20 protein-coding genes and 1 riboswitch are annotated in these 22,041 nt (G+C 64.3%); of the genes, 4 read left to right on the forward strand and 16 right to left on the reverse strand.

What is annotated here, in order from left to right:
* Positions 1–125: 125 nt before the first annotated feature.
* Positions 126–1,595 (forward strand): murein L,D-transpeptidase family protein, encoded by a 1,470-nt coding sequence (locus F3H41_RS07945; protein WP_149738012.1) that lies wholly within the window; start codon positions 126–128, stop codon positions 1,593–1,595.
* Positions 1,595–1,870, forward strand: coding sequence for a sulfurtransferase TusA family protein (locus tag F3H41_RS07950; RefSeq protein WP_149738013.1), 276 nt, complete (start codon positions 1,595–1,597; stop codon positions 1,868–1,870). Before F3H41_RS07945 ends, F3H41_RS07950 begins: the two co-directional genes overlap by 1 nt.
* A gap of 428 nt (positions 1,871–2,298) precedes the next feature.
* On the opposite strand, the gene F3H41_RS07955 is transcribed toward F3H41_RS07950, so the two are convergent.
* The 4 genes from F3H41_RS07955 to F3H41_RS07970 are packed head-to-tail and all read right to left on the reverse strand — an operon-like array spanning position 2,299 to position 5,221.
* Positions 2,299–2,535, reverse strand: coding sequence for a transcriptional regulator (locus F3H41_RS07955; protein ID WP_149738014.1), 237 nt, complete (start codon positions 2,533–2,535; stop codon positions 2,299–2,301).
* A gap of 51 nt (positions 2,536–2,586) precedes the next feature.
* A complete protein-coding gene (locus F3H41_RS07960) occupies positions 2,587–2,946 on the reverse strand; it encodes a hypothetical protein (protein ID WP_188129367.1) in 360 nt (119 codons plus the stop codon).
* 3 nt (positions 2,947–2,949) lie between these two features.
* Positions 2,950–4,164, reverse strand: coding sequence for a GTP-binding protein (locus F3H41_RS07965; RefSeq protein WP_149738015.1), 1,215 nt, complete (start codon positions 4,162–4,164; stop codon positions 2,950–2,952).
* Positions 4,165–4,177: 13 nt separating this feature from the next.
* On the reverse strand, positions 4,178–5,221 hold the full coding sequence (locus F3H41_RS07970; RefSeq protein ID WP_149738273.1) for a D-alanyl-D-alanine carboxypeptidase family protein: 1,044 nt from the start codon (positions 5,219–5,221) through the stop codon (positions 4,178–4,180).
* 245 nt (positions 5,222–5,466) lie between these two features.
* On the opposite strand from F3H41_RS07970, the gene F3H41_RS07975 reads away from it, so the two are divergent.
* Positions 5,467–6,633: a M20 aminoacylase family protein gene (locus tag F3H41_RS07975; RefSeq protein ID WP_149738016.1), complete on the forward strand. Its 1,167-nt coding sequence runs from the start codon at positions 5,467–5,469 to the stop codon at positions 6,631–6,633.
* Positions 6,634–6,667: 34 nt separating this feature from the next.
* Entirely contained in the window at positions 6,668–7,177 is a 510-nt protein-coding gene (locus F3H41_RS07980; protein WP_149738017.1) for an Lrp/AsnC ligand binding domain-containing protein, read from the forward strand.
* Between the two features lie 300 nt (positions 7,178–7,477).
* Here F3H41_RS07980 and F3H41_RS07985 read toward each other — a convergent pair whose 3' ends face one another.
* From F3H41_RS07985 to F3H41_RS08040, 12 genes are all read right to left on the reverse strand, one after another.
* Positions 7,478–8,311: an ABC transporter ATP-binding protein gene (locus F3H41_RS07985; protein ID WP_149738018.1), complete on the reverse strand. Its 834-nt coding sequence runs from the start codon at positions 8,309–8,311 to the stop codon at positions 7,478–7,480.
* Positions 8,308–9,048, reverse strand: coding sequence for a CbiQ family ECF transporter T component (locus tag F3H41_RS07990; protein ID WP_149738019.1), 741 nt, complete (start codon positions 9,046–9,048; stop codon positions 8,308–8,310). The genes F3H41_RS07985 and F3H41_RS07990 overlap by 4 nt, the downstream gene beginning before the upstream one ends.
* Before the next feature lie 9 nt (positions 9,049–9,057).
* Entirely contained in the window at positions 9,058–9,354 is a 297-nt protein-coding gene (locus F3H41_RS07995; RefSeq protein WP_244616103.1) for an energy-coupling factor ABC transporter substrate-binding protein, read from the reverse strand.
* Positions 9,354–10,022, reverse strand: a complete 669-nt coding sequence (locus F3H41_RS08000) for an energy-coupling factor ABC transporter permease (RefSeq protein WP_149738020.1) — start codon at positions 10,020–10,022, stop codon at positions 9,354–9,356. The genes F3H41_RS07995 and F3H41_RS08000 overlap by 1 nt, the downstream gene beginning before the upstream one ends.
* A 49-nt stretch (positions 10,023–10,071) precedes the next feature.
* Positions 10,072–10,305: riboswitch (cobalamin riboswitch) on the reverse strand.
* A 91-nt stretch (positions 10,306–10,396) separates the two neighbouring features.
* The gene (locus F3H41_RS08005) at positions 10,397–11,542 is read right to left on the reverse strand and encodes a serine hydrolase (protein ID WP_149738021.1); all 1,146 of its coding nucleotides are present in this window, start codon (positions 11,540–11,542) and stop codon (positions 10,397–10,399) included.
* Positions 11,543–11,847: 305 nt separating this feature from the next.
* Positions 11,848–12,879 carry a histone deacetylase family protein gene (locus F3H41_RS08010; protein ID WP_149738022.1) on the reverse strand — a complete coding sequence of 344 codons (1,032 nt, stop codon included), beginning with the start codon at positions 12,877–12,879 and terminating at the stop codon, positions 11,848–11,850.
* A 360-nt stretch (positions 12,880–13,239) separates the two neighbouring features.
* Positions 13,240–14,289 carry an extracellular solute-binding protein gene (locus F3H41_RS08015; protein ID WP_188129368.1) on the reverse strand — a complete coding sequence of 350 codons (1,050 nt, stop codon included), beginning with the start codon at positions 14,287–14,289 and terminating at the stop codon, positions 13,240–13,242.
* 26 nt (positions 14,290–14,315) lie between these two features.
* Complete coding sequence (locus tag F3H41_RS08020) at positions 14,316–15,116, reverse strand: ABC transporter permease (protein ID WP_149738023.1); 801 nt, start codon at positions 15,114–15,116, stop codon at positions 14,316–14,318.
* Complete coding sequence (locus tag F3H41_RS08025; protein ID WP_149738024.1) at positions 15,109–16,035, reverse strand: ABC transporter permease; 927 nt, start codon at positions 16,033–16,035, stop codon at positions 15,109–15,111. Before F3H41_RS08025 ends, F3H41_RS08020 begins: the two co-directional genes overlap by 8 nt.
* A 1-nt stretch (position 16,036) precedes the next feature.
* The gene (locus F3H41_RS08030; protein ID WP_149738025.1) at positions 16,037–17,137 is read right to left on the reverse strand and encodes an ABC transporter ATP-binding protein; all 1,101 of its coding nucleotides are present in this window, start codon (positions 17,135–17,137) and stop codon (positions 16,037–16,039) included.
* Positions 17,138–17,250: 113 nt separating this feature from the next.
* A complete protein-coding gene (locus tag F3H41_RS08035; protein WP_149738026.1) occupies positions 17,251–18,924 on the reverse strand; it encodes an amidohydrolase in 1,674 nt (557 codons plus the stop codon).
* A gap of 43 nt (positions 18,925–18,967) precedes the next feature.
* Positions 18,968–21,883 carry an aminotransferase gene (locus F3H41_RS08040; protein WP_188129369.1) on the reverse strand — a complete coding sequence of 972 codons (2,916 nt, stop codon included), beginning with the start codon at positions 21,881–21,883 and terminating at the stop codon, positions 18,968–18,970.
* Positions 21,884–22,041 lie beyond the last annotated feature (158 nt).

A 22,041-nucleotide genomic window follows, 5' to 3' on the forward strand; every position in this document is an offset into this window, starting at 1 on the left:
GGTCTGGTTAAGAATTTGTGAAGTTTCGCTTCGTAAAGATGACGGCGAATGCCTCCGCTGCTAAAACGGCTTTGGTTTCTTGACCGTTTTGGCATTCGAAACGACTTGCAGGACAGGCTGTGCCGATGCGCTTGACACTTCTCGCTGCCGTTTCCGTGACCGTGCTCGCCCTTTCCGGCTGCACGAACGAAACGCTTGACAGCGTCGATATCTCCAAGGTCTCCAACAAGACCGCCTACGAGCTGTCGCCGAAGCTTGTCTCGAAGATGACGGCCATGGGCATCCAGAAGACCGCCCCGGTCGCGCTGCGCATCTTCAAGGAAGAGGGCAAGCTGGAAGTCTGGAAGGCCAACACCGCGGGCCGTTTCCAGCTCGTCAAGAGCTACGACATCTGCGCCTGGTCCGGCAAACTCGGCCCCAAGACCAAGGAAGGCGACCGTCAGGCGCCTGAGGGCTTCTACCCGCTCTCTCCGGCCCAGATGAACCCGAATTCCAGCTATTATCTCGCCATCAATACCGGCTATCCCAATCAGTACGACCGCGCCAATGGCCGCGGCGGCACGCATCTGATGATTCATGGTGCCTGCTCTTCGTCCGGTTGCTATTCGATGACCGACGAGCAGATGATCGAGATCTTCGCCTTTGCCCGCGACGCCTTCAAGGGCGGGCAGAAGACCATCCAGCTTCAGGCCTTCCCCTTCCGCATGACCGCCGAAAACATGGCGCGCCACCGCGACAATCCGCACATGGATTTCTGGAAAATGCTGAAGGTCGGCTACGACCAGTTCGAGGTGACGAAGCGCCCGCCGGAAGTTGCGGTCTGCGAGAGAAAATACGTCTTCAACCAGGAGACCGGCGGCAAGGCGCTGAGCCCGGCCGGCCAGTGCCCCCCCAACATGTCGACGCCGCCGGCCCTCATGGCCGCCATGTCCACCTATGAGAAGGACTATGCGCGCGACTACGACAAAGCGCTGAGAAAATATGACGGGCTCGTCTGGTACGAGCCGAGCGAAGCCGAGCGCAAGGCGATCGTTGCCGACAAGCGCAAGGGCCGCGAACTCGCCTATGCGCCGACCGGCACGTCGCTCGACGCCGGCAAGCTGATGAAGGTATCCGAACTCCAGGCGCGCATCGATGCGCAGAAGGCGGCCGAGGAAGCCCGCGAGGCCGCCAAGGTTCAGCAGGCGGCACTGGCCAAGGCGACCGCGACAGGCTCCGTACCGGTGCCGCGCGAAAACCCGGTCGCTGAGGCCGCTCCCACCGTCCAACAGACCGCCGCCGTGGAAAAGAGCAGCCGCCGCAGCCTCTTCTCGCTGTTCTCCAGCGACGAACCGGCCGCAGCGCCGCTCGCGCAGCCGCAGCCCGCCCAGACGACCGCCACCGTGCCGGTCGCCCAGGCAGCCGCTGCCGGCAACCGGATCGCAACGCCCGCCACCCCGCCGGCAACCGCCACGCAGACCCGCACCGCCGCGACCAACGCCGCGGTCCCCGTCCCCGCAGCCAACCCGACCGAGGCACAGGCTCAGCCGACAACGGTCGCCGAACAGGCCAGCGAGCCGAAGAAGCGTCCCTTCTGGAAGCTCTGGGGCAATTGATGCCCCGGACAGACGCCGAAACTGGCGCGCCGGACGAAGTCGCCAGCAGCGAGACGATCCTCACCTACGATCTGCGCGGGCTGAAATGCCCTCTGCCCGTGCTGCGAACCCGCAAGCGCATGGCAACGCTGTCCCCCGGCACCCGCCTTTGCGTGGAAACCACCGACCCCATGTCGGTGATCGACATTCCGCACTTCTGCCGGGAAGACGGGCATGTGCTGGAAGAGACGGTGAAGACGGAAACGGGCCACCGCTTCGTGATCCGGCGGGTGTGAGAGGCGTTAAGCGCTATCGGTGCTCGAAGGCTTCCGGCCATTGACTGGAGCGAGTTCGCGTCAGTGAAGAGTTACAAAAAACGCATTTGAAATGGTGCTTCTGACCGTGCAGTCTTGTGCTCGACACAGCAAGCGATGCCCATGGTGCATCGGCTCGAACGTTCTATGACATATCTGTCGGATTATGGCTCGATCAGCGCGCTGATAGACCGCGAACACCTCTCCTCCGTCATCCTCGGGCTTGACCCGAGGATCCATCTTTTGAACCACTGACGGCTTGGTCCATGGATGGTCGGGTCAAGCCCGACCATGACGATCGGGAGGTGGTCGCCCTTGATGACAGGATTGTCCAAACCATCATTCCAGGACGCCAGCGCGGCGCTGCGAGGCCAGAAAATCAGATGCGCCGTATCGTGTGTACGGTAAAATCAGGTTGAACGGTACGTGTTGAGAAGTCTCATCATTTCCCCGGCCGACGCAAACGCCCCTTGCTCAGCATCGGCGAGACCGGGATTGACCTTGTCGATAAAGGCTTCCTGCCAGTCGAGGGAATGGCCCCTCTCCAGGGCATCCGCAACGACATCCGTTTCCGCACGCCGCGCCTTGGCGGCGATCCGCTGAACGCGTTCTTTGAGTTCCGGCGAGATATCGAGATGGGTGTCCATGAACGGATTATGCCGAAGACGATGCGGGATGAAAAGCGAAATGGCTCGACATCATTGTGCGGACGGCATCAGCGAGCCAACCGCGGCACGAAGGTGCTCATACTGACGTCTCGTTGTATCAGCGAAGGCATCGTCTCTGCTTGCGGGGCCATCCTGATAATCCGCAGGCGTCACGAATTGGGTTTCGGTGAAATCGATCCGTCGGCCGCCCACTCGATTATAGAAGTGCCAAGAGTCATCAAGCTTGGTCTTGAGAATGTCTCCACCCAAAATATCCTGCACGACCAATGCCGTGACGCCGCACTGCCCGCATGCGGGATTGTCGAGCCGCCACAGCGACGACGTCTCGATAGACCAAGCGCGGAGTAGAATGCTGCGCATCTCCTCGATCGTCACAGCATGGTCAGACATGGCTCAAAACCGCACCCCCGGCACCGCCAGCGGATTGTCGGTGACCGCCGTATGATCGGGCCGGTCCAGCCGTGGCTTGCCGGTGAAGGCATCAAAGAGGTCGCGGACGAAGGCTTCTTCCAGACCCTTGGTGATCAGCACCATGCGGGTCTGGCGCTCCGACCCTTCCGGCCAGGACGGCAGACGGCGCGGCGGGTGGAAGATCGACTGCACCCCGTGCAGGATCAGCGGGCGGTCCGGGTTGTCGGAGAGCTTCACGATCGCCTTCATGCGCAGCAGCTTTTCGCCATGGGCGGATCGCAGCAGGTCGATGAACATATCGACCGCCATCGGGCTGATCGCCTGATCCTCGATGATCGCGAAGGAGCGGATGTCGCGGCCGTGCCGGCTGTGGTCGTGGTGATGCCCGTGATGATCGTGATGGCCGTGATGATGCCCATGATCGCAATCCGGCCCGCATACGTGGCCGTGGCCGTCATGGTCGTGGTCGTGGTCGTGGTCGTGGTCGTGATGATCGTGCCCATGGCCCGCCGCATCGGCCATGGCCTCCGCCTGCAGCCAGCGGCGCACATCCGGCGTCTTGCTGTCGGCATCGTAGAGGCCGCAGGCAAAAAGATCGGCCGAAGCCGCTTCCGGCTGGTCGGCGAAGATCACCGCCGCACCCGGATTGAGCGCCTTCAACTCCGCCAGCAGCCGATCGACAACGCCCGGGCCGGCAAGATCGGCCTTGGTGATGACGATCCGGTCGGCCACCGCAGCCTGCTTCACCGCTTCCTCATGGGCCGCAAGCGTCGCCGTGCCGTTGACGGCATCGACGGCGGTCACGACGCCGTCGAGGCGGTAGCTCTGTGCCAGCACGGGGTGGCCGATGACGGACTGCATGACGGGTGCAGGATCGGCAAGGCCGGTCGTCTCCACCACGACGCGTTTCAGCGGCCGGATGCGGCCCGTCTGCATGCGATCCATGAGGTCGGCCAGTGTGTCGATCAGCTCGCCGCGCACCGTGCAGCACAGGCACCCGTCGGATAGCTCGATCACGCCGTCATTCGAGGTCTCGACGAGGAGATGGTCGATCGCGACTTCGCCGAACTCGTTGATGATCACGGCCGTATCGGTGAGATCAGGATCCTTGAGGAGCCGGTTGAGCAGCGTCGTCTTGCCCGCGCCCAGAAAGCCGGTGAGAATGGTGACGGGCACCGGGTCGAAGGCAGCGATCATGGATGGATTCCGATCAGTTGACGGGACGCGGCACCGGCACGGGAATGTTGCCGATATCGCCCTGGCTCATCGCCTGCTTGCCATCGGCCTTGCCGGCCACCTTCTCCGTACCGGGGATGAGGCCCGCGAAGACCACCTTCGGCTCGCGCGTCATTTCGTGGATATAGGGAGACAGCAGTTTCTGGCGCCCGACCTCGTCACGCCCTTCGCTGCGGACCTTCGCGGCTTCCTTCGAGCAGATCTCTTTGCTGATATCGGCGACATCTGCGAATTCGGCGCCTTCCGGCGGCAATTGCATCAACTGCAGCTGGCCGGCACCGGGATCGGTCAGGCCTGCCTGCAGCAGCCGGGCCGATTCGTCGGCGCGCGCGCCAAGACTGTCGGCCCCGAGCACGACGGACACGACGGCACGGCCGTTGCGCGTCGCCGAGGAGACCTGGTTGAAGCCTGAGGCACAGATGAAGCCGGTCTTCATGCCATCGGCACCGTCGAACCGGCCGATCAGCAGATTGTAGTTCGGATAGATCTTCTTGCCGGTGGTGAAGCCTTCCAAAGCGAAATAGCCCGCATATTCGGGAAACTCGCGCTTCAGCGTGATGGCGAGAATGGCAAGGTCGCGGGCGGTCGTATACTGGCCGAGCTTGGGTAGCCCATGTGGATTGACGAAGCGGGAGTTGCGCATGCCAAGGCGCTGGGCCTCCGCATTCATGCGTGCAATGAACGCCTCTTCGCTGCCGCCAACGGTCTCGGCGATTGCCACCGCCACGTCGTTCGCGGACTTGACGAGCAGGATCTTCATCGCGCTATCGAGCGTGAGCGCCTGTCCGGGCTTGTAGAACATCTTGCTCGGCGGCTCGGCGGCGGCGTTCTTGGTCATTACCACCGGCGTCTCAAGCGAGACCTGCCCGGCGCGGATGGCGCGAAACACGGTGTAGGCCGTCATCAGCTTGGTCAGCGATGCCGGATACCATTTGCGGTCGATATCCTGGTGCTCGACGACCTTCAGCGTCTTCACATCGACGACGAGCCGCGGATTGGCCAGCACATCGGCGCTCATCGTCTGCAGCGCGATCGCGCTTGCGGCGATCAGCGCAGGAAGCCGAAGCGCATGCGCGCGAAGCGAACGGCCAAGGGGTCGGTTGGTTGCCACGTCTGAAACCTCGATTTTCCGGTTTTGCCTCGTCACGAGGCCGTATTTAGCCTATATGGCAGGGGGATGGCAAAGCCATTCCCGCCCCGAAATGCGGCACACCTGCCGCGCATACGACCAGACGCCGCAAGCCCGGACCAGGACATAAGACGATGCCGATCTTGAACAGAGCCGCCGAACTTCAGGAAGAAGTCACGCAGTGGCGCCGCCATATCCACCAGCGGCCCGAGCTCCTGTTCGACGTGGAAAATACCGCCGCCTTCGTCGAAACGAAACTGAAAGAGTTCGGGGTTGACGAGATCGTGACCGGCCTCGGCCGTACCGGCGTCGTCGGCCTCATCCGCGGCACGAAGGGCGATGGCCCGACGGTTGGCCTGCGCGCCGACATGGATGCGCTGCCGATCACCGAGGTTACCGGCAAGCCCTGGGCCTCCACCACAGCCGGCAAGATGCACGCCTGCGGCCATGACGGCCACACGGCCATGCTCTTGGGTGCGGCGCGCTACCTTGCCGAAACCCGCAACTTCAAGGGCGCAGTCGCGGTCATCTTCCAGCCGGCCGAAGAAGGCGGCGGCGGCGGCAATCTCATGGTCAAGGACGGCATGATGGAGCGCTTCGGCATCACCGAAGTCTACGGCATGCACAATATGCCTGGCATGCCGGTCGGCCATTTCGCCATCCGCAAGGGCCCGATCATGGCCTCCACCGACGAATTTTCCATCACCATCACCGGCCGCGGCGGCCACGCCGCCCAGCCGCACCGCACCATTGATCCCATTGTCGTCGGCGCCCAGATCGTCACGGCCCTGCAGACCATCGCCTCGCGCACCGTCGATCCCCTGGAATCGGTGGTCGTCTCCGTCACCAAGTTCAATGCGGGCTTTGCCCACAACGTCATTCCCGACGTCGCCAAGATCGCCGGCACGGTGCGCACGCTGAAGGCCGAGATGCGCGATCTCGCCGAAAAGCGCCTCGACGAAGTCGCCACCGGCATTGCTTCCGCCTGGGGCGCGACCGTCGCGGTGCGCTATGCCCGCAACTACCCGGTGACCGTGAACCACGCCCGCGAGACGGAATACGCCGCCGAGATCGCCGCGGCGATTGCCGGCACGGAGAACGTCAATGCCGAGGTGGAACCCATGATGGGTGGGGAGGATTTCTCCTACATGCTCAACGCCCGCCCCGGCGCCTTCATCTTCATCGGCAATGGCGAGACGGCTGGCCTGCACAATCCCAATTACGACTTTAATGACGAGGTCATCCCGCACGGCATCTCCTACTGGGTGAAGCTTGCCGAAACCCGGCTGGCGGCGGCCTGAGGCGGCCATGGCGCGCAAGCCGGGAGACCGTCCCGTGGACCGCACCCGCTCGACGCCGGCGAAAGATGCGGCCGACGCAACCCCGGAGCTCGACCGCACCGACCGGCGCATCCTCGATATCCTCCAGGCGGACGGGCGCATCACCAATCTGGAGCTCGCCGACCGCATCGGCCTTTCCCCGACCGCCACCAGCGACCGGCTGCGCCGCCTTTTGAAAGACGGCTACGTCTCCGGCTTCGGCGCACGGCTCGATCCGCACAAGCTCGGCTTCGGCCTGCTGGTCTTCATCGAGGTCATGCTGGACAAGACGACGCCCGAGGTCTTCGACCAGTTCGCCGAGGGCATTCGCCGCGCGCCGGCGGTGCTCGAATGCCACATGGTCGCCGGCGGCTTCGACTATCTCGTCAAAACCCGCTTCCGCGACATGAACGCCTACCGCACTTTCCTCGGCCAGGTGCTGTGGACGCTGCCGGGCGTGAAGGAAACGCGCACCTATGCCGTGATGGAAGAGATCAAGAATGACGGGCCACTTCCGCTGACGTGATGTGGCTCAGACGGCCGTGGTTCATGACGCCATGAATTGTAAGCAATATCTTCCATCATCCGAGCTGGAGACGACAGCTTCCACCTGATGTTCCGATGGGATCGTCCCTATTCCATACGTCATCCTCGGGCTTGACCCGAGGATCCATGCGGCAAACGCTGCGCCAAAATTGTGGATCCTCGGGTCAAGCCCGAGGATGACGGCAGAGTGTGGGACTTCGCTCACAGACCTGTCCCGACCTTCACCCCGACGCACTTGGCGGGCTCGAGGAGGCAAGCAATCAGACCAGTCCCGTGCTGTTCAGCCGGACAAGACGCCGCCGATCAGCCCCAGCAACTCCGCCCGATCCCGTGGCGCCGCATCGGCCGGTATCACACCCGCCGCCTTCAGCCGCTCCGCAATCTCATAGACGATCGGCGGCTTCAGTCCGGCATCCGCCAGCAGCGCGGCATCGGCAAACACTGCCTCCGGAATGCCTTCACGCGCCACGCGCAGCCCCGCCACCACGGCAACGCGATCGGCAAAGCCGTAGGCCGCTTCCATGTCGTGGGTGGCGATGACGATCGCCGTGCCCTGCTCGGAAAGCCGCGTCAGCACTGCCATCAACTCCTCCACGCCGGCCGGATCGAGACCGGCGGTCGGTTCGTCGAGCAAGAGCACGGAGGGCTGCATGGCGATCAGTCCGGCAATCGCCACCCGCTTCTTCTGCCCGAAGCTGAGCATGTGCGTCGGCCGCGCAGCGAGCGCCGTGATGCCCAGCGCCGCCAGCGCCTGCTCGACACGGATCCGCACCTCGCTGGTGGAAAGGCCGAGGTTCATCGGTCCGAAGGAGACATCCTCGGCCACCGTTGCCGCAAACAACTGGTCGTCCGGATCCTGCATGACAAGCCCGACGCGGCTGCGAAGCCGTTTGAGATCGGCTCGTGTCGTCCCCGCCGGTGCGCCGTCGAGGAGGATCGTGCCGCTATCCGGTTTCAGCGTGCCATTCAGCGTGAGGAGCAGCGTGGATTTGCCCGCCCCGTTCGACCCCAGCAGCGCCAGCCTTTCGCCGCGCGCGACCGAGAGCGATGCGCCATCGAGCGCCGCCCCGCCGCCCGGATAGGCGTAACCGATATCGATCGCCTGAAGGATCACAGCAGCACACCGCAGACAAGACCGGCAAGCACCAGCCCCGCCGCAATGGCGCCGAGCCGCTGAGGTCTTGCCGCCGCTTCTGTCGAGAGGAATACAAGCTGTCCGTCATAGCCGCGCGCCGCAAGCCCCCGGTCCAGCCGTCCGGCCCGATCCAGCACGCGCGGCAGCAGCGCCGCCAGCAGCAGGCCGCCGCTGCGGATGCGACGGCGCGCGCCGACATCGCCGAGCCGGCCGGCAAGCGAGCGCTGCCCGCTTTGCAGACAGTCGAGCGCCAGCCAGATGATGCGGAACATGACGAGAGCGATATCGCTGATGTCGCGGTTGAGGCCGAGGCGCTGCAGGAAGTGCAGGATCGCCGTCAGCGGCGTCGTCAGCGCCAGGAACAGGAGCGCCGAAACGCAGGTTGCGCTGCGCAGCGCCGCGAAGCCGGCCGCCGCAAGCGCCTCCGGCGGCGCAAGCGCGAGGTAGGATGGCCCGGTCGACAGGGAAACAGCCTGCGCGAGCGTTCCAACGAGGATGAAGAGCGCCGGTACCCGCGCCGCGCCGATGAACTCACCGACCCGGACACGGGCACCAGCGAACGTCACGCTAAGAACCGTTGCCAGCAGCACGCCCTGCGCCGCGACACCATGAAAGGCGAGCGACAGGCCCATGCAGCCGATCGAGAACAGAAGCTTCTCCCCGGCCGCCACGCCGCGCCAGCGGCCGGTTTGCGCAATGCGGTCGATGTCACGCATCGCCCGGCGTCAGGACTTGTCGGCGGCACGGGCGGGCGCGGTGCGCCGCCCGAAATAAAAGCCGACGAGGCCTGCGCCGATCGCGGCCTGCAAGGCAAAGAGCAGGCTTTCGATCTCGCCGCTCGGCGGTTCCCAGAGCGGCGCCGCCCAGGGCTTGTAGTCCGGCCGGATCTCGCCGATCAGCGCCTCGGCCTCACCGTCGGCTCCGGCAAATTCCGCGTTCCCGCCGTGATGGATGACGAGCGGGAGAATGGCGAGGCCGACGACGCCGGCCAGCATCAGAAGATTGCGCTTCAGCATGGGCATCAGGCCTTTCCGGAGATGATGTTGAGGGCAGAGAGTTCGCCGCGGCTATAGCGCTGCAACAGGTTGAAGACGACGACGGTCAGAAGACCTTCGCTGATGGCGAGCGGCACCTGTGTCGGCGCAAAGACCGCGAGGAATTTCACGGCGGCGCCCGCAACGCCCGTGGCCGGATCCGGGAAGGCGGCAGCCAGTTGCAGCGCGGTGACGCAATAGGTGGCGAGACCGCCGAGCGCGGCAGCAAAGAAGATAGCAAGTGCGGCGGAAGCCCCGACCTTTTGCAATCCATGGAACAGGCCATAGGCGACGAAGGGGCCGACGATCGCCATGGAAAAGACATTGGCCCCCAGCGTCGTCAGACCGCCATGGGCGAGAAGCAGGGCCTGGAACAGAAGCACGATCGTGCCGAGCACCGTCGTCACGGTGGGCCCGAAGAGGCTGGCGGCAAGGCCCGTGCCGGTCGGATGCGAGCAGCTGCCCGTCACCGACGGGATCTTCAGCGCCGAGAGTACGAAGACATAGGCGCCGGACGCCGCCATCAGCATCTTGGTTTCGGGCTTTTCGCGCACAAGCGTGATGATTCGCCGGGCGCCATAAACGACGAAGGGTGCCGAGGCCGCACCCCAGAACAGGGCGTGCGAGGCCGGCAGAAAGCCTTCCATGATATGCATGTCACTCTCCCTCTCCGCGCCCACCGCGCGGGACAAGCTGGTGCCGCAGGATGCGGCGATCTTCGAGGGCAGGTCTCCTGGCTTGCGGGTCCTGGCCGGTCATCCGCCTTATCAGCCCGGATGCGCGGGATTGCGCGGGGCCAATGGCATGTCGGATGGGGCTCGCCGCTTACAGTTGCGGGGGCAGCTGCGGTTTCGGTCCCTGATGGGTAGTCCTCACCGCATTCCCTTTTCATCCGCCCTCCCGTTCGGGTCAGGCGGAACCTTCGAAAACATGACGTGCCGGACAACCGGCACAGGTGAAGTCGTAGGACGAAGTTGGCGTGAAAGCAATCGCGATCTACACCGGGTCGCGTCGCAAAACGATGACCGATTCACCGGCCGCGGCAGACGGCCCTCAGCGCCGCGACGATCGCATGGTCGAGGGCAAGATCGCTCGGCATGTCCTGGCTCGAGAGCTTGACGGCGACGGACCCGGATTGCCGGTCCACCCAGATCCACTGGCCGTGAATACCGATCGCAGCGAGTTCCCCCTCGCCCGTCTCATACCAGTAGTTCCGATAGCTGCCGCCGGGGAAAAGCGGGGCCTGATCGCCGCTTGCCCAGGCGGATCGGCTGCCGCCGGTGGCGAGATCGTCGATGAAGGCAGAGGGAACGATGCCGCGCCCGCCCTCCAGCACCAGTTGCCCCATCCGGGCGAGATCGCGGGCGGTCGCCGACATACCGCCGGCCGCCCGCGCCGTGCCGAGCGGATCGACGGTGACGGTCGCATCGCTTGTTGCCCCGAGCGGCTTCCACAGCGCCTGCGACAGGAAATCCGCCCAGCGCCTGCCCGCCGCCCGCTCTACCGCGACGCCCGCGAGGTCCGTGTTGGGCGAGCGATAGGCATGGATCTCGCCGTGATTGCCGGGCTTGCGCGGCAGGGTGACGAGGAAGGAGAGAAGATCCTCGACCGCTTCCCCTTCCTTTTGCGGGGCCCAGCCCATGGAACGGCGATAGCGGATGAAAGCGCCCTTGGTATCGAGATAGTCCTCCACGAAATCGAGGCTGATCGTCATGTCGAAGAGCTGTTGCAAGGTCGCATCCGCATAGGCGGAGCCTGCCGCTTCAGGGATCAGCGAAAGGATCGGTTGCGCAAGATCGAGACGCTCCTGCCCGACCAGCACCCCCGCCATCAGCGCATTCACCGATTTCGTCACCGAGAACATCAGATGCGGCAGACCGGGATCGGCATGGGGCGCCGCCCATTCCGACACGATCCGCCCGCCGCGCATCAGCACGAAGAGATCGGTGTTGCTCTGCGCCAGGAAGGTCTCGAACGTCGCCGCCCGGCCATCCGTGCCGGCGACCGCGATATCGGCGGCTGGACCCAGCGGAACGGCCGGCGCCTCCGCCTGCCGGTTGCCGCGGATCAGCGCCACCGGCACGAATTCGCTGACATGCTGATAGGTAAAGCGCGTCGCCGGAAAGGTCCGCCAGTTGGCGAGCGTGACGGTGCGCCGGTCGAAAGTGTCGGTCATGATGGTGTCTCCCAGGGAGTGTGTGGCGCGCCTTCTCCCGGAGGCGCGGATGCGGGGCGGCCTTAAGTTAAACGCTCGTCAGCAGGCGCCATCGACGCAAGCCCTCTCCTCCGTCATGCTCGGGCTTGACCCGAGCATCCACGCGCCAACCGCTGTGGACGAGGTGTGGATCCTCGGGTCGAGCCCGAGGATGACGGCAGTGGGTGAGGCAGCCATCCGGGTCGCGGCAGGGCAGGTCATTGGCGCTTGCTGCCCGAGACGCGGTCAAACCCAACCTTGACGGTCGTGGACTGGAAACCGCCCCCTCACGCCCCCTCGAACCCCGTGAGAACGCCGACCGCATTCACCCCGATCTCCGCCACCGCATAGCCGCCTTCCATGACGAAGAGCGTCGGCAGGCCGAGCTTGCGGATGCGGGCGCCGATCTTCGGGAAGTCCTCGGTCTTCAGCTTGAACTTGGAGATCGGGTCCTTCTCGAACGTATCGACGCCGAGCGAGACCAGAACCACCTCCGGCTGATAGGCCAGAAGCTTGTGGCAGGCATCGTCGAGCGCCGCCGACCAGGTGTCGAAACTCGTGCCGAAGGGCATGGGATAGTTGAGGTTGAAGCCCTCTCCCTCTCCTGTCCCCCGCTCGTCGGCATGGCCGAGGAAATAAGGATATTCCTGCATCGGGTCGGCATGCAGGTTAATGACCTGTACATCGGCGCGGCCGTAGAAGATTTCCTGCGTGCCGTTGCCGTGGTGATAGTCGACATCGAGGATGGAGACGCGTTTGGCGCCCTTGTCGATGAAGGACTGGGCGGCGACAGCGGCATTGTTGATGTAGCAGTAGCCACCCATGAATCCGGCGCCCGCATGGTGGCCCGGGGGACGGCAGAGCGCGAAGGCGGCGCTTTCGCCTGACTGGATGAGGCCGGCCGCCGTCAGCGCCACGTCATGGGAGGACTTGATCGCATCCCAGGTGCCGGCCACCATGCCGCAGCCGCCATCGAAGGAATAATAGCCGAGCTTGCCGTCGATGAAGTCAGGGCAGACATCGCCCCGCAGCCCGCGCGTCGGCCAGGTGAAGGGCAGCGCGGTGCCGGTGCGCCCGGCCGCCGTCCACAGGTCCCAGACGGTGGGCAGGAAATCGAGGTAGTCCTGCCGGTGCACCCGCGCGGCGATCGAAAGATCGAAATCTTCCGGCTCCAGCACCGGCCCCAGCCCTTCGGATGTCAGGCGTTCCAGAACATAGTCGGCCCGCGACGGCATCTCGAAGGCTGGCACGATGGCGCCGGCGACGAGCTCCAGATTGTTGGCATGGCCGGCATGGCGCGGCGAAAAAACGGTCTTCATGATGTGTCTCCTCCGGGATGGCAGAACGGATCGCGCGGGGCGCGGGGGCTGTGCGATTGGCGTAAATCGCCCCCCGCTCCGTCATCCTCGGGCCTCTGCCACCATCATCTGCGTGCGCCTCACGCCGTCAGCCTCCCGGCCTTCGCGCTGTCATCCTCGGGCTTGACCCGAGGATCCACAGCCAGGGACGCAGGGGCCGCATGGATCCTCGGGTCAAGCCCGAGGATGACGTCTGCGGATGGAGATGCCGTCGAAGCACAACCTGACGCGACGACGGGCCGGAGGATGGCTGCGCACGAAGCGGTTTGCCAACAGCACGAGCCCCGCGCTGTTGCACGGGGCCGTTCTTTCATGCGGTCGTTACTTCTGCAGTTCGGTCCAGATCTTCGTGTAGAGCGCCTGTACGTCCGGCGGGCAGGTCTGCGAGGGTACGCCGACCGACTTGAACTCGTCGGGGATCTTGATCTCCGGCGCGTCCTTCATGTCGGCGGGCATGAAGGCGTCCGAGCCGGCAATGCCATTGGCATAGCGGTGGAAGGCGGAGTTCATGCCGGCGTTTTCCGGATCCATCATGAAGTTCTGGAAGAGCTTGGCGTTCTCGACATTCTTGGCATCCTTGAGGACGACGAGATTGTCGGACCAGTTGACATAGCCTTCCTTGGGATAGCCGAACTTGACCTTGGGATTGGCGAGGCGCTGGCGGAAAGCCGAGCCGTTCCAGTCGCTGGAGGCCATGATGTCGCCGGAGCCCATCTTCTCGATGGTGCCGTATTCCATCGCCACCCAATTGGGCTTGGCCTTCAGCAGCGTGTCACGCACCTTCTTCAAAATCTCGAGGTCGCCGGTGCACTTGGTGCCGCCGTTGTAAAGCACGGCGGCGTCGATGACGTCGGTCATTTCGGGCACGACGTTGACCTTGCCCTTCAGCGCGTCCGGCGTGTCGAAGATGATGCCCCAGGTGTTGATGTCGCCATCATAGGCGGCCGTGTTCACGACCACGCCGACAATGCCCATGGCCCACGGAACCGAATATTTGCGGCCGGGATCGAAGTCCGGATTGGCCCATTCGGGGGCAATGTTCTTGGCATTTTCCATCTTGCCGGGATCGGTCTCGAGCAGCAGCCCTTCGGAGATCCAGATCGGCATGTAATTCTGCGAGGGCACGACCATGTCGAAGCCGGAGCCGCCCTGACGCACCTTGGCGAGCGCCGTGTCGTTCGAATCATAGTCGGTGATCGTCACCTTGACGTTGTACTTGTCCTCGAACTTCTTGATCATCTCGGGGCTGGTGTAATTGCCCCAGTTGTAGATGTTGAGCTCGCCCTCGGCATGCGCGATGCCGGTGCTTGCCATCAGCGCGAAGGTCAGCGCCATAAGGCCGGCCTTCAGTCCTCCAGTTTTCGCGGTCATGGTCGTTCCCTTTCTGCGGTGCGCGTTCAGGCGCGCTTACGGTTGACGAAGAAGAAGACGGTGACGATGGCGATCGAGATCAGCAGGAAGACCGCCGAGATCGCGTTCATCTCCGGGGTAATGGCGCGGCGCATCTGGCCGAGCATATAGGTGGGCAAGGTGTCCTGCCCGCCGGATTTTACGAAATTGGTGATGACGACATCGTCGAGCGAGATCACGAAGGCCAGCATGAAGCCGGCGAGAATGCCGGGCCACAGCAGCGGCAGCGTCACATAGCGAAACGTGTTCCAGGGCGTCGCATAGAGATCGGCCGCCGCCCGCTCCAGCGTCAGATCCATGCTTTCGAGGCGCGCCCGGATCGGCAGATAGGCGAAGGGCACGCAGAACGCCGTATGCGCGACGATGAGATAGGCAAGTCCGTCATAACCGGTCCAGATCTTGATGCGCGAGAAAAAGATCAGCAGCGCCACGGCCGTCACGATTTCCGGGATCATCAGCGGCTGGTTGATGAAGGCATATTTGAAGGTGAGGCCCGGGTAGGGCTCGGTGCGCGTCGTCGCCAGCGCCGCCATGGTCGCCGCGATCGTCGCCACCACGGCCGCCACGCCGGCGATCTGGAGCGACCGCAGCGAGGCATCGATGACCGCGCCGTTCTCCATCGCCCTTTCGAACCAGTGCAGCGAGAAGCCTTCCCAGACGCTGAGGCTGTCGCCAGCATTGAAGGCGAAGACCACCAGCACGGCGATCGGCAGGTAGAGCGCGAAAAACACGATCATCGCGATCGTCGTGAAGCCGGTCTGGCGGCGGATGTCGAAGCGCCTAGCCATGCTTGACCCCCGAGGAGCCGGCGTTGCGGACATAGGCCAGCAGCGCCACCATGACGATCAGCATGAGCGCGATGGAGAGCGCCGAGCCGAGCGGCCAGTTGCGCCCCGCGCCGAACTGCAATTCGATCAGGTTGCCGATCATCAGGTTCTTGCCGCCGCCGAGAATGGAGGGCGTCACATAGGCGCCGAGCGAGGGAATGAAGACCAGGATGGAGCCGGCGATCATGCCCGGCTTGACCAGCGGGATGATGATCCTGGTGAGCACCCGGAACGGCGTCGCATAGAGATCGTAGCCTGCCTCGATCAGCCGGAAATCGAGCTTTTCCATGCTGGCATAGAGCGGCAGAACCATGAGCGGAAGATAGACATAGACCATGCCGGCAAGGATCGCTCCGTCGGTGAACAGCATCTGCAGGGGCTGGTCGATGAGGCCGAACCGGATCAGCATCGTGTTGATCAGCCCCTCGTTGCGGATCACGACGAGCATGGCGAGCGTGCGGATGAGGAGGTTGGTCCAGAAGGGGATGGTGATCAGGAACAGCCAGAGTTCACGCGTGCGCTCCGAGCGCGTGGCAATGAAATAGGCCGTCGGAAAGCCGACGATCAGCGTCACCACCGTCGTCATCAGCGAGAGTTTGATCGATCGCCAGAAGATCGTCAGATGCGCATCCGCGATCGTCAGCGTGTCGTCGAAAATGTCGCGCTGCAGGAAGACGCTGACCCAACCCTCGGTCGAAAAGGTCCATTTCACGTCGCCATAATCACCGGGCGTCAGGAAGGAATAGACGAGGACGATGAAGAGCGGGCCAAGTGCCGCGAAGAGAATGATGAGCAAAGCAGGCGTCGAGAGCAGCCAGCGTGAGCGGATGTCCCGCCGGCGCTCGGCCTCGATCAGGGAAAGGGCGTCGCGCTCGGCCATGTCAGGTCCTCAGCACCCGGGCGGCACCCGGCTCGAAGACGACCTTGACCGGATCGCCGGTCTCGAAGGGATCATGCCGCATCACCCGGTTCTGGCTGCGCACGATGAAGGTTTCGCCTCCGTCGAGATGCACGTGGTAATGGGTATCCGTGCCGAAATAGACCACGTTCGACACCGCGCCGGACAGCGCCGGCAGCACGATGGCGGCATCCGGCCTCGAGAGGCTCGCATGTTCCGGCCGGACAACCACTGTGGCGGCATCCCCGGCAGACAGTCCAGGCCCCGCCGACGCGTTGAGCGTCAACCCGCTGGCAAGCTCCACCGTCGCGTTCCCCTCGCCGGGTGCGATCACCTTGGCGGCGAGGAAATTCGTCTCGCCGATGAAGTCGGCGACGAAACGATCGGCCGGCGTGTCGTAGATGTCGTGCGGCGAGCCGATCTGCAGGATCTTGCCCGACGACATGACTGCGATGCGGTCCGACATGGTCAGCGCTTCTTCCTGATCGTGCGTCACGAAAATGAAGGTGATGCCGGTCTCGGCCTGCAGGCGCTTCAGCTCGATCTGCATTTCCTTGCGCAGCTTGTAATCCAGCGCCGAGAGCGGCTCGTCGAGCAAAAGCACCTTCGGCTGCGGGGCGAGCGCGCGGGCAAGCGCCACACGCTGCTGCTGGCCGCCGGAAATCTGGCTGGTGCGGCGCCCCGCCAGATGCTCCATGCGCACGAGCTTCAGCATCTCCGATACGCGGGCGGAAATCTCAGCCTTCGGACGGCCGAGCATCTGCAGGCCGAAACCGATATTCTCGGCCACTGTCATGTGCGGGAAGAGCGCGTAATTCTGGAAAACAGTGTTGATCGGCCGCTTGTAGGGCGGCATGGCGGCGATGTTCTCGCCCGCCAGAACGATCTCGCCGCGGCTTGGAAACTCGAAGCCGGCGATCAGTCTCAAAAGCGTCGTCTTCCCGCAGCCAGATGGCCCGAGAAGCGTGAAGAACTCGTTCTCGCGGATGGAGACGCTGACATGGTCGACAGCGGCGACGGCGTATTCCCCAAAGCCGAAGACCTTGGAAACACTCTTGATTTCAACTGAATTGCGTTCCGGCATGATGCCCGTCTGCTTTATGGTTCCCCGCCCGGCTGGGGCCGGATCTTGCACCTAGGGGAGCACAGCCCCTTGTCATTGACAATGGGGCTGCGTGCAAAATCGAGCAAGAATTTTCACTGTTTGGAAAATGTCGTGCGCCCGCCGCAGATCGTCATCGCCGGCTTGACAGAGCCGAGACGAGCCGGATCGATGGCCTCGACATCCTGATCGAGGATGACGATATCGGCGAAGAAGCCGGGCTTCAGCCGGCCGTTGCGATCCTCGGTGAAACCGGCATAGGCGCCCTCGGCCGTATAGGCTTCGATGGCCTCCTGGAGCGAGAAGCTCTGGTCGGGATTGTCGGCGGCCCAGGGCGTGCGCGTCACCGCCGTTTCGATGCCGAGCATGGGATCGATGGGGGAAACGGGCCAGTCGGAAGCAAAGCAGATGCGCGCACCCGCAGTCTTCAAGGTCCGCCAGGCATAGCTGAACGGCCAGCGCTTTTCGCCGATCATGTCGACGGTCGGCTTCAGCGGCACGCCTGTGAAGCCCGGAACATGCGGAGGTTGCATGGAAGCGATAACGCCGAGCGCGGCGAACCGCTCGATATCGTCGGGGTGAACGACCTCGATATGCTCGACCCGGTGGCGGCTGTCACGCGCGCCATTGGCGTCACGCGCAGCTTCATACCCGTCCAGAACCGCCTTCACGGCCCCGTCGCCAATGGCATGGACGGCGATTTGCAGGCCGCGCCTGTCGGCCTCGATAGCAAGTTCCTTGAAGCGTTCGGGCCGAAACAGCGGCTCGACGGTGGCGTCCGGATTGTCGGCGAAGGGCTCGACCATCACCGCCGTCCAGCTGTCGAGCACGCCGTCATAGAAGAATTTCACCGTCCCCGATTTCAACCAGTCGCTGTTGTAGCGCTCGCGCATCGTCACTGCCTTGTCGAGCATGGCCGTGTCCATGAAATTCTTGAAATGGAAGGGCACCATGACCCGGCAGGGCAGCCCGCCATCGGCCTTTTCCACAGCCGCGAGAAGTTCGAGCTGGTAGAGATTGCCGTCCATGCACTGGATGGTCGTGATGCCGTGGGCGGCGCAGTAGGTCAGGCCGCGGCGCATGACATCCATGTCGATGGCGAATTCCGCCTCGCTCGGATAGGGCTCCGGCTCGCCGCCCGTGGCAAGGCCGAGCCGGTAACGGCTGAAGCCGCCGGCGATCTGCACGGGATCGAAGGCCTGCATTTCGCGCAGCTCCCCCGTCGCCAGTCCATCCTCGCCCATGACGATCTCGTTGCCCGGACCGACGTCGCGGCCCTGGAGAATGCCGGCGAGTTCCAGCGCCTTGGTATTGGCCCAGCCGGTATGATGGTCGGGCGCAAAGAGCGCGATGGGACGGTCGGGCAGGATCGCGTCGAGGTGATGGCGCGTCAGGCGCTCCTTCTCGCCAAGGATCGGATAATCCGTACCCTGGCCAAAAATCATGCTGTCGCCCGGCCGCTCGGCCGCATATTCGAGGACGGCTTTCTTCAGCGCCTCGAAGCCGCGAAGGCCCGAGAGCTGGAGGTGGTCCAGTTCGGCGGCACCGGAGAAGAGGTGCATGTGGTTTTCCGAAAAGCCGGGCAGCACGGAGCCGCCGGCCGCATCGATGCGCCGCGTTTCCGGCCCTGCCAGTGCTTCGATCTCCGCCGTCGTGCCGACCGCAAGGATGCGTCCGCCCGAAAGCGCGATCGCCTCGGCGCGCGGCCTGTCGGGATCCATGGTCAAAAGCTTGCCGTTCAGAATGATCGTATCGGCCTGCGTGCTCATCACTGCTCCAGATATCTGTGAAAATGGAAGAATTGCGGGGCGTCTACCAGCCTTCGGCCAGCACGCGCTCCAGCATGTCGACGAAGAAATCGGCGCTTTCCTTCGCAAGGCAGAGCGGCGGCTTGATCTTCAGGACATTGAGATAATCGCCGGTCGGCTGCATGATGACGCCGAGGTCGAGCAGCCGGTCGCAAATCGCCGCCGTCTCTTCCGTTGCCGGCTCCAGCGTGTCGCGGTCGCGGACGAATTCGAGTCCGAGATAAAGCCCCATGCCGTGGACGGCGCCGACGAGCGGGAACCGCTGGCCGAGCGCCTCGAGCCGCGCCTTCAGATAATCGCCCACCTCGCGCGCATTGTCGATCAGCCGCTCGTCGCGCAGGACATCGAGCACGGTCATGCCGACGACGGCGGAAACCGGGCTGCCCCCGGAGGAGGAGAAGAAGTAGCCTTCCCGCTCCAGCGCATCGGCGATCTTGCGGCTCGTGATGACCGCGCCCAGCGGCTGGCCGTTGCCCATGCCCTTGGCGACGGTGATGATGTCGGGCACGACGCCCTGCTGCTCGAAGCCCCAGAACGAGTGGCCGAGCCGGCCGTAGCCAACCTGCACCTCATCGGCGATGCACACCCCGCCCCTTGCACGCACCGCCTCGTAGATAGCGGTCAGATAGCCATCGGGCAGTGAGATTCCGCCAGCATTGCCGTAGACAGGCTCGCAGATGAAGCCCGCCAGCCGGTCTCCCAGCGCTTCGATCTTCGCCAGTGCATCCTCAGTGTAGCGCCGGCCGGCATCGGCCCCGCGATACGTGCCGCGATAGAGGTTGGGCGAGGTGACGGGATGCACCCAGTCCGGCCGCGTCGTCAGCGCCTGCGGATTGTCGGCAATCGAGGTGGAGACGGCGTCGCTCGCCACGGTCCAGCCGTGATAGGCCTCAAGCAGCGAGACGATGTTGCGCTGGCCCGATGCCGCCCAGGCGAGACGAACGGCGAGATCGACGGCTTCCGAGCCGCTGTTGACGAGGAAGACCGTGTCGAGCCCGTCCGGTGCCAGACCCGCCAGCCGCTCGGAAAATTCCGCCACGGCCGCGTAGTGGAAGCGCGAATTGGTGTTGAGCATCGACCATTGCCGCCCGACCGCCGCGGCAAGGCGCGGATGGCCATGGCCGATCATCGTGACATTGTTGACCATGTCGAGGAAGCTGCGGCCCTCGACATCGAACATGTGCTCGCGCAGGCCCCGTTCGATCTGCGGCGGCTTGCGATAGTAGTTCTTCTGCGGCCGGGCGAAATGCCGTTGCCGCCGCTCCATCAGGCTTTCGGTTTCGAGGGTCGGCGCATCACAGTCAAAGCCGAGCACCAGCGAAGGCGATGGCGCCAGACGCTGCCAGGCGGCGGCCCGGGACGGGCGCGTCATCAGCGGCGGCACGATATCAGCCTCGCGCGACAGCGCCACCAGCACCAGCCCCTGCCCGTCTCCATCATCCTCCGTCGCCGCAATCGCCGCACCGGCCGCAACCGGCCCTTCGGCAGCCGTGCGCATGCGCCCCGCCAGATGCAGCGTCAGATCCGCCCCCGTCAGCACGATCCCGTCATCGCGAAAGGAGATTGTGCCGTCGAAGGGCGCGACGAACAGCGTATCGACCGGCAGCGATAGCATGACATGCAGCGCGAAGGTCTCCGGTGCATGCGGCAGGATCGGCGCCGTGCGCGTCAGGCGGTACTCGCCGTAGCGGGTCGCGGCATGGCCGGTGCGGCGCGCGGCCAGCTCCAAGAGACGTTCCTCAATGCGCGGGGCGAGAAAATCCGCGGCCTCGAAGGCGGTCGAGGTCGTGGTGAGATCGACGCGATGGACCAGCGCCGGATCGAGCCCGGGGATCAAAAGGCCCATCTCGGGCAGCGGCTGCGGCGCAAAGCCCGCAACCTCCAGGATCGCCGCCTCCATCAACGCCATCGGAACGGAATTGGCGACGTCGAAGATCAGCCGTTCATGGTCGATATTGCCGGCCACATAGTCATTCCCGGGGTCGACGGCCAGTTGCCGCTCGCTGGAGGCGACCAGCACCGTGGCGCGCGCCACGATCAGCGGCCACAGGGCCTTCAACTCCTCTTCCGTCAGCGGCAGGCGAGCATGATAGGCGGCGACCGCCGGAAGGATGGCGAAGGGATCGCCATCGGCATGATGCAGCAGCGCCGCACAGGTGACGGCAAGATCGGCCACCAGCCAGCCGTTCAGGATATCGCCGAAATCGATAACGCCTTCGGGCACCAGCCGTCCCGACCGTTCCTCCCGCGCCACCACATTGTCGTCGGTGACATCGTGATGGACGGCCTGGACGCGCAGCGCGCCGCTCAGCGGCTGGAGCCGCCGCATGGCCGCCACCAGCGGATCGGCCAGCCGGCGCTTGCGCTGCGGATCGGTCAGCGACGACAGAAGATGCAGCGCCACCGGCCCGGCACGCCTCAGATCCCATTGCAGAGCACGATCGAGACCGGGATGGGCAAAATCGGCCAGCGCCAGCGACAGCTCCGCCGCCATCGCACCGAGACCGGCAATCGTTTCGGCGCCAAGATGCGTGCGCCGCGTCAGGGGCTGGCCGTCGAGATAGGTCAAAAGCCGCAGCAGGCAGAGCTCGCCGCGAATGTCGAGCTCGACGATATCGCGCCCATCCACCGATTGCAGCGGCGTCGGCACCATCGGCGCGCCGGCGCGCGCGCCAATATGGCGCATGGCGGCATTTTGTGCATCGAGCGCCTGAAATCCGTAGTCGGCATGGCAGACCTTCAGCACGAATCGGCGCCCGTCTTCGGTTTCCAACCGAAAATTGCGATCCTGCTGGCTGCCGAGTTCGACGATCCGACCGCGCACCCCGAACACGCCGTCCAGAATGACGGCAGCGTCTTCCACCGTCACCGCCGGGCGCGCGCGCTCCGCCTGATCGAGAAAACCCTGTTCCGCCATCATGAAGTCCCCAAGAATCGCCTGACCACCAGTCTAAAGCATGCCGCGCGAAAGTGTCCTGTGGTTTTCCCGCCACCACATCCACCAAAACAAGGGCTTATACCAAAGATCATTGATGATGACCCATTCGACCGGATCGATTTTGACGTCCGGCTAGGAGA

Source organism: Rhizobium sp. RU20A, from assembly GCF_900155885.1.
GTDB lineage: Bacteria > Pseudomonadota > Alphaproteobacteria > Rhizobiales > Rhizobiaceae > RU20A.